The sequence below is a fragment of the Altererythrobacter sp. C41 genome, from assembly GCF_016803135.1.
Classification (GTDB): domain Bacteria; phylum Pseudomonadota; class Alphaproteobacteria; order Sphingomonadales; family Sphingomonadaceae; genus Pelagerythrobacter.
Map to the genome: position 1 here is coordinate 378,331 of NZ_JAEVFE010000001.1, position 17,214 is coordinate 395,544.

Below are 17,214 nucleotides of genomic sequence, written 5' to 3' on the forward strand. Positions count from 1 at the left end.
GTCTTTCCTCCAGGCGGCCCTGCAACGGCAATTCGCCGTTCTGCCCCTCCCTCGGGAGGCGGCGATTGAACGGTGAATTGTCCGGAAGAGGGAACCGCGGTTGTTTCAGCTATAATAAGCCTGCAGCGGGCGCACTTCAAGCTGGCTGGCCTTGACCGCGCGGATCGCCTTGGCCGCGGCGACCGAAGCCGCCCCGGTCGTGTAGTAGGGAATCTTCATCTCCAGTGCCGTGGCGCGGATCGATTTGGAATCGATCAGGCTCTGCCAGCCCTCGGTCGTGTTGAAGACCAGAGCGATCTCGCCGTCGATCATCCGGTCGACGATGTGGGGCTGGCCCTGCGCGACCTTGTTGACACGCTCGACCGGCAAACCATGCTCGGCGAGATAGGCCTGCGTGCCGGCGGTCGCGATCACCTTGAAGCCCTGCTCGATCAGCGTCTGCACCGCCGGCAGGATCATCGCCTTGTCGCTGTCCTTGACCGAGACGAACAGCACGCCGCCAGCCGGCAGCGCCGCCCCTGCGCCGAGCTGCGACTTGAAGAAGGCAGCCGGGAAGTCGCGATCGATCCCCATGACCTCGCCCGTCGACCGCATCTCCGGCGTCAGCACCGGGTCCGACCCGGGGAAGCGCGTGAAGGGGAATACCGCTTCCTTGACGGCCATGTAGTCGAGATCGCGCCGGAACGGCGGGAAAGCCGAGAGCGGCTCGCCTGCCATCACCCGGGCCGCGATCTTGGCGACCGGCTGGCCGATCGCCTTGGCGACGAAGGGGACCGTGCGGCTCGCGCGCGGGTTGACTTCGATCAGATAGATCTCGCCGTCCTTGACGGCGAACTGCACGTTCATCAGCCCGCGAACGCCGAGCGCCTTGGCCAACGCTTCGGTCTGACGCTCCATTTCCTCGACGATCTCGGCCGGGAGCGAATAAGGCGGCAGCGTCGATGCGCTGTCGCCCGAGTGCACGCCCGCCTCTTCGATGTGCTGCATCACACCCGCGACGCGCACCTCCTGCCCGTCGCTGAGCGCATCGACGTCGCACTCGATCGCGTCGCGCAAATACTGGTCGACCAGTACCGGACTGTCGCCGGACACATGCACCGCAGTTGCGATGTAGTTGTCGAGCTGCGCTTCGGAATCGACGATCTCCATCGCCCGCCCGCCGAGCACATAGCTCGGGCGCAGCAGAACCGGATAGCCGATCCGCGCGGCGACCGCGGCCGCCTCGTCACGGCTCTTGGCGATGCCGTTCATCGGCTGCTTGAGCTTGAGCTGGTTGACCAGCTTGGCGAAGCGCTCGCGGTCTTCGGCCAAGTCGATCGCGTCAGGACTGGTGCCGAGGATCGGAATGCCCTCGTCCTCCAGCGCCTGCGCCAGCTTGAGAGGGGTTTGACCGCCCAACTGGACGATCACGCCGACCAGTTCACCCGCCTGCTGCTCGACGCGCAGGATTTCCAGCACGTCCTCCGCCGTCAGCGGCTCGAAATAGAGCCTGTCGGAGGTGTCGTAGTCGGTGCTCACCGTCTCCGGGTTACAGTTGACCATGATCGTCTCGAACCCGGCTTCGGCCAGTGCGAAGCAGGCGTGGACGCAGCAATAGTCGAACTCGATTCCCTGCCCGATCCGGTTCGGTCCGCCGCCAAGGATCACGATCTTGCGCCGGTCGCTCGGCATGGCCTCGTCCTCGGGCTCACCGAAGCTCGGTGCCTCGTAGGTCGAATACATATAGGGCGTGATCGCCTCGAACTCGGCAGCGCAACTGTCGATCCGCTTGAACACTGGCAGCACGCCGAGCTTGTGGCGCAGCTTGCGCACTTCTTCCTCGCTCGTGGCGCCGGCCATGGCGCGCAGCGTATCGTGCAGCAGGCCCGAATGGCGTGCCTGGGTCTCGGCAAGCCCACCGGCAACGCCGACCGAACGCACCGCCAGCGTGGCGAGGCGGCGATCGGAGAAGCCCATCGCCTTGAGCCGTCGCAGCCCCTCGGCGTCGTTCGGCAGACCGTTCTCGCTCACCTCCTTCTCGGCGGCGACGATGTCCGCGATCTGGCGCAGGAACCACGGGTCGTAACCGGTGATCGCCTGGATATCCTCGATCGTGAAGCCCTCGCGCATCGCTTGCGCGGTCTTGAGCAGCCGGTCGTCGGTGCGGCGGCTGAGCGCGGTCGTGATCGTTTCGCGATCCGCGCCTTCCAGCTCGAGCACGCGGTTGAACCCGTCGAGCCCGGTTTCGAGCCCGCGCAGCGCTTTCTGGACAGATTCCTGGAAGTTGCGCCCGATCGCCATAACCTCGCCCACCGACTTCATCGCCGTCGAGAGTTCGGTCTTGGCGCCCTTGAACTTCTCGAACGCGAAGCGCGGGATCTTGGTGACGACGTAGTCGATCGTCGGCTCGAACGCGGCCGGGGTCGCGCCGGTGATCTCGTTGGTGATCTCGTCGAGCGTGTAGCCGACCGCGAGCTTGGCCGCGACGCGCGCGATCGGGAAACCGGTCGCCTTCGAGGCGAGCGCCGAGGAACGCGATACGCGCGGGTTCATCTCGATCACGATCAGGCGCCCGTCCTTCGGGTTGACCGCGAACTGGACGTTCGACCCACCCGTCTCGACGCCGATCTCGCGCAGCACAGCGATGCTGGCGCTGCGCATGATCTGGTATTCCTTGTCGGTCAGCGTCAGCGCCGGGGCGACGGTGATCGAGTCCCCGGTGTGGACGCCCATCGGATCGACGTTCTCGATCGAGCAGATGATGATGGCATTGTCGGCGCGGTCGCGCACGACTTCCATCTCGTATTCCTTCCACCCGAGCAGCGATTCCTCGATCAGGACCTCGGTGGTCGGCGAGGCGTCGAGCCCCTCGCGCACGATCCGCTCGAATTCGGCCTTGTTATAGGCGATGCCGCCGCCGGTGCCGCCGAGCGTGAAGCTCGGGCGGATGATCGACGGCAGGCCGGTCGTCTCCAGCACCGCGAATGCCTCGTCCAGCGTGTTCGCGACGCCGCTGCGGGCGCTTTCGAGCCCGATCTTGTCCATCGCCTCGCGGAATCGCTGGCGGTTCTCCGCCTTGTCGATCGCATCGGCATCGGCGCCGATCATCTGGACGCCGTACTTCTCCAGCGTGCCGTCATTGAACAGCGCCAGTGCGCAGTTGAGCGCCGTCTGGCCGCCCATCGTCGGCAGCAGTGCGTCGGGCCGCTCCTTGGCGATGATCTTCTCTACGATCTCGGGCGTGATCGGCTCGACGTAAGTCGCGTCGGCGAACTCGGGATCGGTCATGATCGTCGCGGGGTTGGAGTTGACGAGGACCACCCGATAGCCCTCCTCCTTCAACGCCTTGATCGCCTGCGTGCCCGAATAATCGAACTCGCAAGCCTGGCCGATAACGATCGGCCCGGCGCCGATAACGAGGATCGAGGAGATGTCAGTGCGTTTGGGCATTAATTCGTTGACCTCATGTGATCCGCTATCCGTGATCCCGAGTGAACCTCAACGCGATACCCAATGTTCCGCCCTTCACTCGTCTTGATAACGCACTCTAAGGAATCGTAGTTTTCGACAATGATTGGCAAACTTGCCGTTGGGAGATGATCGTCAGCTAGAAACGTCGTCTCAAAAATTCGCGCGCCGCAATCGCGAAGAATTTTCCCCGTCTCATCTGCAATCATATTGAAGTCCGATTGTTCTTTGCTCATGCCCGCGACCGATGAAGTAGGCTCGACCAAAACAATGTTTGCAGTCCAGTCCTCCTCAAGCACTTCGGGCTTCAAATACCACCACGCAAAGAGTGCAAAGAGAGCAGAAGTGCCAGCACCCCACGCAAACCAAGTCAACTTGATCCGCCTCACCCCAACATCCCCACGAACTTCTCGAACAGATAGAAGCTGTCCTGCGGCCCCGGGCTCGCCTCGGGATGATACTGCACCCCGAACGCCTTCTTCCCGCGGATCGCGATGCCGCAGTTGGAGCCGTCGAACAGCGAGACGTGGGTTTCCTCCACCCCCTCGGGCAGCGTCGCATTATCGACCGCGAAGCCGTGGTTCATGCTGGTGATCTCGACCACGCCGTCTTCCAGTCGCTTGACCGGGTGGTTCGCGCCGCGATGGCCCTGGTGCATCTTGGCGGTCTTGGCGCCGGCGGCGAGGCCGAGCATCTGGTGGCCGAGGCAGATGCCGAAGATCGGCATGTCGCGCTCCAGCAGCGCCTTGATCGTCGGCACCGCGTACTCCCCGGTCGCCGCCGGATCGCCGGGGCCGTTGGAGAGGAACACGCCGTCGGGCTGGAGCGCCAGGATCTCGTCGAGCGTGGTTTGCGCCGGAACCACCGTCACCCGCGCTCCCGCCTTCACCAGGTTGCGGAAGATGTTGTCCTTGCTGCCGTAGTCGACCGCAACCACGTGCGGTTTCGCATCGCGGGGCGCGCGGCCGTAGCCGGTGCCTAGGCGCCAGTAGCCCCCTTCCCAGCTCTCGTGCTTCTCGCGGCTGACACGCTGGGCGAGGTCCATGCCCTCCAGTCCCGGCCAGTCCTGCGCGCGTTTGAGCAGCGCGGGAATATCGAAGGCGCCCTTCGGATCGTGCGCGATCACGGCATTGGGCGCACCGTTCAGGCGGATACGGCGGGTTAGCGCGCGCGTATCGACGCCGGACAGGCCGATCTTGCCCATCGCGGCAAGCCACTCCCCGAACTCTTCGCGGGCGCGAAAGCTTGAATGCGGAGTGACCTCTTCCCGCACCACGCAGCCGACCGCGCCTTCCACCTTCGACTCGATGTCCTCGGGGTTCGCGCCGACGTTGCCGATGTGCGGAAAGGTGAACGTGACGATCTGGCCGGCATACGACGGATCGGTCATCACCTCCTGATAGCCGGTCATCGCGGTATTGAAACATACCTCGCCCACTGCACTGCCGACGGCGCCGAAGCCATGGCCCCAAATGACCGTTCCGTCGGCCAGCACGAGGACTCCCGTCGCGCCGCTGGGTTGCGCGCGAGAGTTTGCGGGGTCTGCCATGTGGCGCTCCGAGTCAGGTGTTTCCGGCGATGTCGCTAAGTCGTTGCCGCTAGGCCCCGGGGGCGTGCCCGTCAACCTGTCCAATTGCGATTTATCGGGTTAAATGCCCCGCCTGGCAAAACCCTTCCACAGAAAGAGCACCCATGATCCGCGACGATATCAAGCAAGCCACCGTCCAGGCGATGAAGGCGGGCGACAAGCCGCGCACCGCCGCGCTGCGCCTGATCTCCGCCAGGATTAAGGATCGCGATATCGAGATGCGCACTTCCGCCAAGGAAGTGAACGACGACGATCTGGTGACCGAAGTGCTGCAGAAGATGGCCAAGCAGCGCCGCGAATCGATCCAGATGTATGAGGAAGGCGGCCGCGAGGAACTCGCGCAGCAGGAGCGCGACGAGCTCGCCGTGATCGAGGAATTCCTGCCCCAGATGATGGACGAGGCGGCCACCCGCGCGGCGATCGAGGACGTGAAGAGTGGCCTCGGCGCCTCCTCGATCAAGGACATGGGCCGCGTCATGGCCGAACTGAAAGCCCGACATGGCGCCGTGCTCGACATGAGCAAGGCCAGCGGCTGGGTGAAGGAAGCGCTGAGCTGAGACAAAACACCCCTCCCGCTTGCGGGAGGGGTTGGGGGAGGGCCTGTTTGGACAAAGGTTACATACGACCGACTAGCCGCTCGCGCGAACTGCGCGTCAATCCCACCGACGCCGAAACCAAACTCTGGTCCTGCTTGCGCTCAAAACAAGTCGCCGGTGTCCGCTTCAACCGGCAATATCCCGTGGGCCCTTACATCTGCGACTTTGCCGCTCGATCGAAGGGATTGATCATAGAGGTCGATGGCGGACAGCATGCCACGGCCTCTTCGTACGACTCGGCCCGGACATGCTATATCGAGGCGCGCGGCTACCGCGTCCTCCGCTTCTGGAACAACGATGTGCTGAACAACCTCGAAGGTGTGATCCACGAGATCGAGCGTGTGCTCGCCGAACTGGGAACGCGCGATATGTCCAAGCCTCGGGGCAGCGACTGGTGAGCGTTGTTCGGCATGCCCTCCCCCAGCCCCTCCCGCGAGCGGGAGGGGAGTAGAGTGCTCTCCCCCCAATGGCTGGACGAACTGCGTGCGCGGGTGACGCTTTCGAGCGTCATCATGCGCACGACCAAGCTCCAGCGCGCGGGGCGGGAGTGGAAGGCGTGCTGCCCGTTCCATAACGAGAAGACGCCCAGCTTCACCGTCAGCGACGAGAAGGGGTTCTACCACTGCTTCGGCTGCGGCGCACATGGCGACGTGATCCGCTGGATGACCGACCAGCGCGGCCTTTCCTTCATGGACGCGGTTAAGGAACTTGCGGCCGAAGCGGGATTGGAAGTCCCCGCGCCCGACCCGCGCGCGGCGCAGCGGGCGGAAGAACGGGCGGGTCTGCACGACGTGACCCAGGCAGCACAGGACTGGTTCGTCGCAGCCCTCGAAGGGCCCGGAGGCGCCAGAGCGCGCGACTATCTGCAAACGCGTGGATTTAACGCGCGCACCGTCGAACGCTTCGGCTTCGGGTTCGCGCCGAACGAGCGGCAGGCGCTCAAAGTCGCCCTTTCGGGATTTGACGAAAAGCTGCTGATCGAGGCGGGCCTGAGAATTGCGGTCGAGGAACGCGAGCCCTACGACCGCTTTCGCAATCGCCTGATGCTGCCTATCCATGACGCGCGCGGGAGGGTGATCGCGTTCGGCGGGCGCATCCTCGAGGCGGACACCAACGCACCCAAGTACCTCAATTCGCCCGACACGCCCTTGTTCGACAAGGGCCGCACGCTCTACAACCTGCACCGCGCGGGTCCCGCCTCGCGGCAGACGGGGCGGATGATCGTCGTCGAAGGCTACATGGACGTGATCGCGCTTGCCGCGCACGGATTCGAGGATGCGGTGGCGCCGCTCGGTACCGCGCTGACCGAGCGGCAGATCGAACTGCTCTGGCGCATGGTCGAGACGCCGATCCTGTGCTTCGACGGCGATGCTGCCGGCCAGCGCGCCGCCATGCGCGCGATCGAACGTGCCCTGCCCCTGCTCCGCCCGGCCCATTCGCTGGCGATCGTGCGCCTCCCCTCCGGGCTCGATCCCGACGACCTGCTGCGCGCTAAGGGTAAAGGCGCGATGGAGAAGTTGCTCGCCGAACCGGCCACTCTGCTCGACACGTTGTGGGAGTTCGAACGCGCCGCGCAGCCGCTGAACACACCCGAGGACAAGGCCGGCCTCAAGCAGCGCCTGATCGATCACGTGGAGAAAATCGAGCATCCGGATATCCGCGCCCTCTACAAGCGCGACTTGCTGGAGCGCTTCTCCGCCTTCGCCTTCCCGCGCCGTGAACGCGCACGGGGCGACTGGCGCAAGCCGGCGGCACCGAGGCTTTCACCCGACGCCGCGCGGCGACTGCGCGGAGCGCGGGAGGGTTCGCGCGACCAGCTCGTCTCCGCGGTGATCGCCGGATTGGTCCGTTTTCCAGAGGAGGCGCTGCGCCACGCGGAGCAGCTCGGACGCTTCGCACAGATGGACGCTAAGTCGGGCCCGCTGGTCGATGCGATACTCGAAGCGGTGGAAATGCTTGAACCGGGAGAGATTTTCCCCATATCGTCGCTCGACGGTCCCGTCGCGCCGCCGGATAACACCCGTTTCGCCTTCCTCAATGAAGGCATCGATCCGCAAGACGCGCGCGAACAGTTGGCCGAAGCCGTAGCGTTGCTGGTCGAAAGGCCCGCGCTGGAAGCTGCGCTTTCCGCAGCCACTGCGCGATTCGAAGCCGACCCTGAAGGAGCTTTCGCCGAGCAGCAGAGGCTGCTCAAACGAAAGCTGGAATTCGAGCGACGACTCGGGCAAATGGCAAGCCGAAGGGCTGCTTCGGCGGCCCAAACTGATTCAACGCGCCGGCGGGAGACAGGGTCCGCCAACGGCGCAGAAACGGACTGAACGCACCTCCATGGCAACCACGTCGAAGAATTCCGAGAAGGACGACGCACCGCTGATCGACCTCAACGAAGCATCGATCAAGAAGCTCATCGCCAGGGCGAAGAAGCGCGGCTACGTGACCGTAGACGAGCTCAACGAGGCGCTGCCCGAAGATCAGATGAGCACGGACCAGATTGAGGATGTGATGTCCGCGATCTCCGAAATGGGCGTCAATATCGTCGAGAACGACGAGGAAGCCGACGGCGAAGCAGATGCCGAGAGCGACGAAGTCGAGGAAATCGGCGGCGACGACGATGACGGCGACGAGCCCAAGGCGGCGAAGAAGGCCGCTCCCGCTGCTGCCAAGAAGACCACCACTTCCGATCGCACCGACGACCCCGTGCGCATGTACCTGCGCGAGATGGGTGCGGTCGAGCTGCTCAGCCGCGAGGGCGAGATCGCCATCGCCAAGCGGATCGAGGCGGGCCGGGACACGATGATCATCGGGCTGTGCGAAAGCCCGATCACCTTCCATGCCATCATCCAGTGGTCGGAAGCGCTCAACAACGAGGAAATGCAGCTCCGCGAGATCCTCGATCTCGATGCCATGCTCTCGAAGGAACCGCCGGCCGATAAGATGGAGGAAGGCGCCGAGGACGACGACGGCGAGATCTCGGAGGAGACTGCCGGCCCTTCGATCCGCGACGACGATGATGTCGAGGACGAAGAAGACGGCGACGAGGACGATGAGGAAGGCGGCAGCTCGCGCCGGCGCGAGGAGGATGACGAGGAAGACAACACCATGTCCCTCGCGCAGATGGAAGCCGCGCTGAAGCCCGACGCGCTCGAACGCTTCGCCCGCATCACAGATCTCTTCAAGAAGTTCGAGAAGCTCCAGGCCGAGCGCGTCGACGTGCTTGGCCGCGGTGAGGAGTTCCCGGCGGCGAAGGAAAAGAAGTACGAAGATCTGCGCGAACAGCTCACGGCCGAAGTCGAGAGCGTGCAGTTCCACGCGACCAAGATCGAGTTCCTGGTCGACAATCTCTACGCCTTCAACCGCCGGCTGACCGCGCTTGGCGGGCAGATGTTGCGCCTGGCCGAGCGGCACAAGATCAAGCGCGCCGACTTCCTCCAGGCCTATATCGGCAACGAGCTGGACGACAGCTGGCTGGCCGCGCGCGTGAAGAAGGACAAGAAGTGGGCCGCCTTCGCCGAGAAGGAGGCCGACGCGGTCGAGCGCATCCGTGCCGAGATCTCCGACATCGCCAGCCAGACGGGCATGAGCCTGGAGGAATTCCGGCGGATCGTGAACATGGTCCAGAAAGGCGAGCGCGAGGCGCGCATTGCCAAGAAGGAAATGGTCGAGGCGAACCTGCGCCTCGTGATCTCGATCGCCAAGAAGTACACCAACCGCGGCTTGCAGTTCCTCGACCTGATCCAGGAAGGGAACATCGGCCTGATGAAGGCGGTCGACAAGTTCGAGTACCGCCGCGGCTACAAGTTCAGCACTTACGCCACCTGGTGGATCCGCCAGGCGATCACCCGTTCGATCGCCGACCAGGCGCGCACGATCCGCATCCCGGTGCACATGATCGAGACGATCAACAAGCTGGTGCGCACCAGCCGCCAGTTCCTCCACGAGCAGGGCCGCGAGCCCACGCCCGAGGAAATGGCCGAGCGCCTCAGCATGCCACTCGAGAAGGTCCGCAAGGTGATGAAGATCGCCAAGGAGCCGATCTCCCTCGAAACGCCGATCGGCGACGAGGAGGATTCGCACCTCGGCGATTTTATCGAGGACAAGAACGCGATCATTCCCGTGGATGCCGCGATCCAGGCGAACCTCAAGGAAACGGTCACCCGCGTCCTCGCCAGCCTCACCCCGCGCGAGGAACGCGTGCTGCGCATGCGCTTCGGCATCGGCATGAACACCGATCACACGCTGGAGGAAGTCGGCCAGCAGTTCTCGGTGACCCGCGAACGCATCCGTCAGATCGAGGCCAAGGCGCTGCGCAAGCTCAAGCACCCGAGCCGCAGCCGCAAGATGCGCAGCTTCCTGGATCAGTGATCCGGGTACGGGAACCGTTCGCTCGGTCAGTCGTTATTGAAGTCCAGACGATGTAAAAATCGACTGGATATGAAGTTTCTCTCAGGAGAAGCTATCAGGAGCCCCGGTGCCGAATGGCGCCGGGGCTTTTGCTTCAGTGGCCCGTGCGGCGCCAGCAAGCGAGCCTTGCCGGGGACAAGGCCGGTTTGCGGTGGCGACATGGCCCGCGAATCACTATGGGGACGCCATGCGTATCGCCATTGCCTCCGACCATGCTGCCATCGAGATGAAAGCCGCCCTGCGCGAGTGGCTGATCGAGGAAGGCCATGAAGTCGCCGATCTCGGCCCCGACAGTCACGACAGCGTCGACTATCCCGACTTTGGCTACAAGCTCGCAGCCGTTGTCGCGGAAGGAACCGCCGAGCACGGGATCGCGCTGTGCGGATCGGGGATCGGCATCTCGATCGCCGTGAACCGCAACCCGGCCGTGCGCTGCGCGCTGGTGTCCGAGCCGCTCTCCGCCAGTCTCGCGCGCGAACACAACAACGCCAACTGCCTCGCCATCGGGGCACGGCTGATCGGTATCGAGATGGCCAAGGCCTGCGTTGCCGCCTTTCTCGGAACCGAATTCGGCGGCGGCCGCCATCAGCGCCGCGTCGACAAGCTATCGAACCCCAGTTGCTGAGGAATTTCATGAGCACCGCCGAAGCCGCCACCGCCGACATCATGCGCCGTTTCTGGACCGATACGCTCGCCGAAGCCGATCCGGAGATCGCCGAGGCGGTCCAGAACGAGCTCAAGCGCCAGCGCAACAAGATCGAACTGATCGCGAGCGAAAACATCGCCAGCCGCGCGGTGCTGGAGGCGACCGGCAGCGTCTTCACCAACAAATATGCCGAGGGCTATCCGGGCAAGCGCTACTACGGCGGTTGCGATTATGCCGACGTGGTAGAAACGCTGGCGATCGAGCGCGCGAAGCAGCTCTTCGGGTGCGATTTCGCCAACGTCCAGCCCAACAGCGGCAGCCAGATGAACCAAGCGGTGTTCCTCGCGCTGCTGGAGCCGGGTGATACTTTCATGGGGCTCGACCTCAACTCGGGCGGGCACCTGACACACGGGTCGCCGGTGAACATGAGCGGCAAGTGGTTCAACGTCGTGCCCTACGGCGTGCGCAAGGACGACGAACTGCTCGACATGGAGCAGGTCGAGCGGCTCGCGCAGGAGCACAAGCCCAAGCTCATCATCGCCGGCGGCACCGCCTATTCGCGCCAGTGGGATTTCGCGAAGTTCCGCGAGATCGCGGACGCCGTGGGCGCCTACCTGATGGTGGACATGTCGCACTTCGCCGGTCTCGTCGCCGGAGGTGCGCACCCCTCCCCCTTCCCGCACGCCCATGTCGCGACGACCACCACGCACAAGAGCCTTCGCGGCCCCCGCTCGGGCGTGATCCTCACGAACGACGAGGACATCGCGAAAAAGGTCAACAGCGCGGTATTCCCCGGCATGCAGGGTGGCCCCTTGATGCATGTCGTCACCGCGAAGGCGGTCGCCTTCCGTGAAGCGCTGCGGCCCGAGTTCAAGAGCTATGCCGCGCGCGTGGTCGAGAATGCCAAGGCACTGGCCGCTAGCCTCGAAGAAAACGGTCTGCGCATCGTCTCGGGCGGCACCGACAACCACCTGATGCTGGTCGACCTGACCGCCAAGGACGTGACCGGTAAAGCGGCCGAGAAAGGCCTCGACCGGGCCTGGCTCACCTGTAACAAGAACGGCATTCCGTTCGACACGCGCAGCCCCTTCGTAACCAGCGGTGTCCGCCTCGGCACGCCCGCGGGCACAACGCGCGGCTTCGGCCCGGCCGAATTCCGCAAGGTCGGCGCGCTGATCGCCGAGGTGGTGGACGGCCTCGCCAAGAACGGGCCCGACGGCGACGCGCAGATCGAGGAGCGCGTGCGCGGCAAGGTGAACGAGCTGTGCGACGCTTTCCCCGTCTATCCGGGAATGTGATGCGCGATGCGATGCCCCTTCTGCGCGCATGACGACAGCCAGGTAAAGGATAGCCGCCCCACCGAAGACGGCACCGCGATCCGTCGCCGCCGCCAGTGCACGAGCTGCGGCGCACGGTTCACTACGTTCGAACGCGTGCAACTGCGCGAAGTGACGATCATCAAATCGGGCGATCGCCGCGAAGCTTTCGACCGATCGAAGCTCGAGCAGTCGGTCGCACTCGCCTGCCGCAAGCGCGGGATCGAGCAGGAGCGGATCGACCAGCTCATCTCCGGCATCCAGCGCCAGGTGGAGACGGCGGGCGACAGCGAAGTCCCCTCCGCCCGCATCGGCGAACTGGTGATGGACGGCCTGCGCCAGATCGACAGCGTCGCCTACATCCGCTTCGCCAGCGTCTATCGCGACTTCAGCGAGGCAAAGGACTTCGAGGAATTCGCCAGCACCGTGCGGGATGCGGGCGGCGATGGCTGAGCCGTTCTGGACCTATATGCTGCGGTGTGCGGATGGCAGCTACTATGCCGGGCATACCGATGATCTTGAAGCGCGGATGGCGCAGCACGCCGAGGGGACGCTGGGCGGATATACTGCAAAGCGGCGACCGGTAACGTTGGTGTGGTCGACGGACTTTCCCACGCGGGATGAAGCCTTCGATGCCGAACGGCAACTCAAGGGCTGGTCGAGGGCAAAGAAGGAAGCTCTGGTTGCAGGCGACTGGCATCTCGTAAGCCGACTCGCCCCTAGCCGCAGATCCCTTCGAGACGAGGCTTCGACAAGCTCAGCCTCTCCTCAGGATGAGCGGGATAAAAAAAAATCCGCTCATCCTGAGGAGCGACTGAGCAAGCCCGCGTCAGCGGGCGCATCGAAGGCGTGTCTCGAAGGGCCCGTCATCGTCCTCGTCCGCCCCCAGCTTGGGGAGAACATCGGCAAGGCAGCGCGGGCCATGCTCAATTTCGGGCTGACCGAAATGCGGCTCGTGGCCCCGCGCGACGGGTGGCCCAATCCCAGCGCGGGGCCGGCAGCCTCCGGCGCGGACCACGTGCTGGAAAACGCCACCGTTCACCAAACGCTGGCCGACGCTGTCGCCGACTGCGCACACGTCTATGCGACCACCGTTCGCAAGAGGGGTGTGACGAAGCCCGTGGTAACGCCGGAAAAGGCGGCGACTGAAATTGCCAGCGCGCAGGGGCGCTCCGCGATCGTGTTCGGGCCCGAGCGCTCCGGCCTCGAAACCGACGATGTCGCCCTCGCCCGCGCGATCGTGACGGTGCCGATCAATCCCGAGTTCGGCTCGCTCAACCTCGCCCAGGCGGTGATCCTGTGCGCTTACGAATGGTCGAAGACCCAGTGGGACGGCGGCACGCTGGTGCAGCCCACAGGGGAGGACCTGCTCCCGCCGGCACCCCAGGAAGAACTGGAGGGGATGATGCGCCAGCTCGAAACCATGCTCGAGCCGCGGGGCTATTTCCTGCCGGAAAGCCGAGCCGCGGCAACGCGGCGAACCTTGCGGACGATGCTGACCAAGCCGGGCTGGAACCATCTGGAGGTACGAACGATGCGCGGAGTGTTGTCGAGCCTCGCAAAACCTCCTCGGGGCGAGCGCACCTAACGCCGCAGCCGGTCCCATTCCTCGAGTTCGTAAGCGATCGAGGTTTCGACCAGAAGATCCCAGAGTTCGGCAATTTTTTCACGAGGAAGGCCGCGGGAGGCTGCATCGCCAGCAACCGCGCCGATCACCGCCACCTTGCGGGCTTCATCGCGCACGGTGTCGCGCGATTGCTTGATCCGGGCGGCGGCGCGCATATAGCCGAAACGGCGGTCGAGCAGCGCTATCAGTTCACGATCGGTCGCGTCGACGCCGATCCGCACCTCGCGCATGTCGGTGCAATCGTCGGGCAGTTTGAAGTCGTCGGTCATACCTGCGCCCTGCCCCGAGCGGCTGGGTTTGTCGAGCGCCCATCGCGTGCTTGACGCACCGCGCAATCCTGCTAGACGCGCGCCTTCGCGAATTTGGTCCCGCATCCCGGTGAAGCGGTGGCCGCGCCTGGCGAATGGGTCGGGCGGGCGATGCCGGGTTCAAGCGCTACCGCTGGGGTAGCGACAGCAAATCGAAGGACACGACTTATGTCGAAGCGCAAGAGCGCCAAGCACAAACTTGACCGCCGGATGGGCGAAAACATCTGGGGTCGTCCGAATTCCCCGGTCAACAAGCGTTCCTACGGCCCCGGCCAGCATGGCCAGCGCCGCAAGGGCAAGATGAGCGACTACGGCCTGCAGCTCCGCGCCAAGCAGAAGCTCAAGGGCTACTACGGCGACGTCACCGAGAAGCAGTTCAAGCGCACCTACCAGGAAGCGTCCAGCATGAAGGGCGACACGAGCCAGAACCTGATCGGTCTGCTCGAGCGCCGTCTGGACATGGTCGTCTATCGCGCCAAGTTCGCGCCGACGATCTTCGCCGCGCGCCAGATCGTCAACCACGGGCACATCCGCGTGAACGGCGTGAAGTGCAACATCGCGAGCCGCCGCATCAACATTGGCGACGTCATCAGCCTGGGCGACAAGGCCAAGGAAATGGCGCTGGTGATCGAGGCGCAGAGCCTGGCCGAGCGTGACATCCCCGACTACGTCGCGCCCGACGGCACCGACAAGGTCACCTACACCCGCGTGCCCACGCTGGACGAGGTGCCTTACCCGGTGACGATGGAACCGAACCTGGTCGTCGAGTTCTACTCGCGCTGATCCGGCTTCCGACTACGGAACGAGAAAAAGGCGGTCCCGCGGGGCCGCCTTTTTTCTATTCGTCGCAAGATTACAGAAGCTTAGGAACCAGTCGCAAGTTTGCGATTTTCCCCTGAGCTATGACGAAATACCGTTTCGTAACCCCTCACCGCAAGGGCAAGTGGTACCCCGATCTCAGGCAGGCACAGCTCTTCGCCAACTCGATCGGCGCGGGTTTCCTGGAACGGCTTACGGGCCGCTTCGTGGCCTATCCCGGCACCAGCCTGGAAGCGGCCGAGCCTCCGGATCAGTCGGCGAAATAGTCCCGCCGGAAGTCTGCAGCGAAGGCTCCAAAACGCCCTGCCCCGATCGCTTCGCGCATCGCCTGCATCAGTTGCTGGTAGAACGCGAGGTTATGCTCGGTGACGAGCATGGCCCCCAGGATCTCGCCGGCCTTTTGCAGGTGGTGGAGGTAGGCGCGCGAATAGGTTCCGCAGACGGAGCAGGTGCAGCGCGGATCGAGCGGGTCGGTGTCCTCCGCGTGGCGCGCGTTTCGAAGGTTGAGCGGGCCATTCCAGGTGAACGCCTGTCCGTTGCGGCCGGAGCGGGTCGGCAGGACGCAATCGAACATGTCGATCCCCCGCTCGACCGCCCCGACGAGATCGTCGGGCTTGCCGACGCCCATAAGATAGCGAGGCCGGTCGGCGGGCAACATGTCCGGCGCGAAGTTGAGCGTGGCGAACATCGCTTCCTGCCCCTCGCCCACGGCCAGGCCGCCGACCGCGTATCCATCGAAGCCGATCTCGGTCAGCGCCTCGGCCGATCGGCGGCGGAGTTCCGGATCGAGCGCACCCTGCTGGATGCCGAACAGGGCCGCGCCCGCGGCGTGCTCGCCGCCGGCATCGAAGGCGTCGCGGCTGCGCTTCGCCCAGCGCATCGAAAGCTCCATCGAGGCGGCGATCTCGTCATAGGGCCGATCGATCCGCGGGCACTCGTCGAACGCCATCACGATGTCCGAGCCCAGCAGGCGCTGGATTTCCATCGACCGTTCGGGCGTGAGCATGTGTCTCGAACCGTCGATATGACTGCGGAACTCCACTCCCTGCTCGGTCAGTTTGCGCAGGTCCGAGAGGCTCATGACCTGATAGCCGCCACTGTCGGTCAGGATCGGTCGCTGCCAGTTCATGAAGGCGTGCAGCCCGCCGAGCCGCACGACCCGCTCCGCACCCGGGCGCAGCATCAGGTGATAGGTGTTGCCGAGGATGATGTCGGCGCCGGTCGCCCGCACGGTCTCCGGCTTCATCGCCTTGACCGTCGCCGCGGTGCCGACCGGCATGAACGCGGGCGTGCGAATCTCGCCGCGTCGCATGGCGATACGGCCGGTACGCGCGTTGCCGTCGACGGCGTCGACGCGGAAATCGAACCGGGGACCGGACATCAGAAGTCGTAGACGAGCGTCAGGCGCGTGACCGTGTCGGTCGAGACTTTGCCTTCCGGCGGCTTGCTGTCATAATCCACTGCATAAGTGATGCGCGAGCGCAGCCGGTCGCTGACTTTCGCGTCGAGCCCGCTGATCAGATTGAGCGTCGTGCGGGATGAATCGACGATGACCGTCGCCTGACCGCCGGTTTCGGTCACCATGTTCGCGTCCTGGGTGAACGAGAGCCGCTCGGCGATCTTCCAGTCGAAATCAAACCCGAACAGCGCGGCCAGGCGCGTCTCATCCTCCTCAACGGTGAAGTTCGTGATCCTCAGTGCCGGGCCTGCCTTGACCGCCAACTTGAGGTCTCCGCTGTTCGCGATCTGATAGCCGATCCCTCCCGAGATGGCGTACCGGCCCGTAAAGCCCTGCAGCTTGTTGCGCTCGTACTGGGCGAGACCGTAGACGAACAACTCGTCCTTGACCTGGTAACGCGGTTCGTAGGCGAACAGGAACTGTTCGCGGCTCGTCACGCCGTTGGAGCGCTGGTAGTCGGCCGTCGCGCGCAGGGAGTGACTCCAGTCCAACCCCTGGCGCTTGAGATTGAGACCCGCGGACAGGCCGATATTGTTGCTGTTGCCGCTGGCCTGGAAGCCGCCGAGCTGGCCCTCCCCGCTCCACAGCTCGAACAGACCAGCCTGGCGAATCTTGTTCGTCTCCGCCTCGCGCGCGAGCCTCGCCTTCTCGGCAACGTCCGCTCGCCAAGCCGTCTCGATCGCTTTGACTTCTTCCTCTCCGTGAGGAGCGGCCTGGCGCGCGAGAGCGAGCACGGTTTCGATCTTGCCCTTGTCGTTCGTCTTCATCGCGGCGTTGATCATCGCGCGTACGCCGCCGGGGATGTTCGAAACCTCCTCGGCGGTAGGCGGCGCATCGACGACGGGCTGGATTTCACCCACGGGCAGCGGGGTCGATTCCACGGGCACGATCGCCATCCCGTCGTTCCGAGTTTCCATGGTCTGGCCCACCGCCGGGGGAGACGCGAGAACGACGGCGGCGAACCCCGCCGCGACACAAAGAGAAGATCGTTGGAACATCGCCAGATC

Annotated in this window: 15 protein-coding genes; 10 read left to right on the top strand and 5 right to left on the bottom strand. The window is 64.6% G+C overall.

Translation table 11 applies throughout. From position 1 onward, the window contains the following. Positions 1 to 105: 105 nt before the first annotated feature. Together carB and carA are read right to left on the bottom strand one after the other, a co-directional pair. Positions 106 to 3,429: a carbamoyl-phosphate synthase large subunit gene (gene carB / locus JNO53_RS01770; RefSeq protein ID WP_203107096.1), complete on the bottom strand. Its 3,324-nt coding sequence runs from the start codon at positions 3,427 to 3,429 to the stop codon at positions 106 to 108. 403 nt (positions 3,430 to 3,832) lie between these two features. After that, positions 3,833 to 4,996 carry a glutamine-hydrolyzing carbamoyl-phosphate synthase small subunit gene (carA, locus tag JNO53_RS01775; RefSeq protein ID WP_203107097.1) on the bottom strand — a complete coding sequence of 388 codons (1,164 nt, stop codon included), beginning with the start codon at positions 4,994 to 4,996 and terminating at the stop codon, positions 3,833 to 3,835. A 143-nt stretch (positions 4,997 to 5,139) separates the two neighbouring features. Here carA and JNO53_RS01780 point away from each other — a divergent pair, with 143 nt between their 5' ends. From JNO53_RS01780 to JNO53_RS01815, 8 genes are all read left to right on the top strand, one after another. Further along, positions 5,140 to 5,592, top strand: coding sequence for a GatB/YqeY domain-containing protein (locus JNO53_RS01780; protein ID WP_203107098.1), 453 nt, complete (start codon positions 5,140 to 5,142; stop codon positions 5,590 to 5,592). Positions 5,593 to 5,639: 47 nt separating this feature from the next. Further along, the gene (locus JNO53_RS01785) at positions 5,640 to 6,029 is read left to right on the top strand and encodes an endonuclease domain-containing protein (protein WP_203107099.1); all 390 of its coding nucleotides are present in this window, start codon (positions 5,640 to 5,642) and stop codon (positions 6,027 to 6,029) included. Positions 6,030 to 6,083: 54 nt separating this feature from the next. After that, entirely contained in the window at positions 6,084 to 7,949 is a 1,866-nt protein-coding gene (dnaG, locus tag JNO53_RS01790) for a DNA primase (RefSeq protein WP_203107100.1), read from the top strand. Between the two features lie 10 nt (positions 7,950 to 7,959). Then, on the top strand, positions 7,960 to 9,993 hold the full coding sequence (gene rpoD / locus JNO53_RS01795; RefSeq protein ID WP_203107101.1) for an RNA polymerase sigma factor RpoD: 2,034 nt from the start codon (positions 7,960 to 7,962) through the stop codon (positions 9,991 to 9,993). Between the two features lie 226 nt (positions 9,994 to 10,219). Further along, positions 10,220 to 10,657 (top strand): ribose 5-phosphate isomerase B, encoded by a 438-nt coding sequence (gene rpiB / locus JNO53_RS01800; RefSeq protein ID WP_203107102.1) that lies wholly within the window; start codon positions 10,220 to 10,222, stop codon positions 10,655 to 10,657. 8 nt (positions 10,658 to 10,665) lie between these two features. Further along, positions 10,666 to 11,976 carry a serine hydroxymethyltransferase gene (gene glyA / locus JNO53_RS01805; RefSeq protein ID WP_203107103.1) on the top strand — a complete coding sequence of 437 codons (1,311 nt, stop codon included), beginning with the start codon at positions 10,666 to 10,668 and terminating at the stop codon, positions 11,974 to 11,976. 6 nt (positions 11,977 to 11,982) lie between these two features. Beyond that, positions 11,983 to 12,447 (top strand): transcriptional regulator NrdR, encoded by a 465-nt coding sequence (nrdR, locus tag JNO53_RS01810; RefSeq protein WP_203107104.1) that lies wholly within the window; start codon positions 11,983 to 11,985, stop codon positions 12,445 to 12,447. Further along, complete coding sequence (locus JNO53_RS01815) at positions 12,440 to 13,582, top strand: TrmH family RNA methyltransferase (RefSeq protein WP_203107105.1); 1,143 nt, start codon at positions 12,440 to 12,442, stop codon at positions 13,580 to 13,582. Before nrdR ends, JNO53_RS01815 begins: the two co-directional genes overlap by 8 nt. Here JNO53_RS01815 and JNO53_RS01820 read toward each other — a convergent pair. Then, complete coding sequence (locus tag JNO53_RS01820; RefSeq protein WP_203107106.1) at positions 13,579 to 13,890, bottom strand: chorismate mutase; 312 nt, start codon at positions 13,888 to 13,890, stop codon at positions 13,579 to 13,581. The genes JNO53_RS01815 and JNO53_RS01820 overlap by 4 nt on opposite strands. Positions 13,891 to 14,097: 207 nt before the next feature. On the opposite strand from JNO53_RS01820, the gene rpsD reads away from it, so the two are divergent. Beyond that, a complete protein-coding gene (gene rpsD / locus JNO53_RS01825) occupies positions 14,098 to 14,712 on the top strand; it encodes a 30S ribosomal protein S4 (RefSeq protein ID WP_203107107.1) in 615 nt (204 codons plus the stop codon). 119 nt (positions 14,713 to 14,831) lie between these two features. Then, positions 14,832 to 15,014 carry a hypothetical protein gene (locus tag JNO53_RS01830; RefSeq protein WP_203107108.1) on the top strand — a complete coding sequence of 61 codons (183 nt, stop codon included), beginning with the start codon at positions 14,832 to 14,834 and terminating at the stop codon, positions 15,012 to 15,014. Here JNO53_RS01830 and tgt read toward each other — a convergent pair. Further along, positions 14,999 to 16,129 carry a tRNA guanosine(34) transglycosylase Tgt gene (gene tgt / locus JNO53_RS01835; RefSeq protein WP_203107109.1) on the bottom strand — a complete coding sequence of 377 codons (1,131 nt, stop codon included), beginning with the start codon at positions 16,127 to 16,129 and terminating at the stop codon, positions 14,999 to 15,001. The genes JNO53_RS01830 and tgt overlap by 16 nt on opposite strands. Next, a complete protein-coding gene (locus JNO53_RS01840; protein WP_203107110.1) occupies positions 16,129 to 17,103 on the bottom strand; it encodes a DUF481 domain-containing protein in 975 nt (324 codons plus the stop codon). The genes tgt and JNO53_RS01840 overlap by 1 nt, the downstream gene beginning before the upstream one ends. Between the last annotated feature and the right edge of the window lie 111 nt (positions 17,104 to 17,214).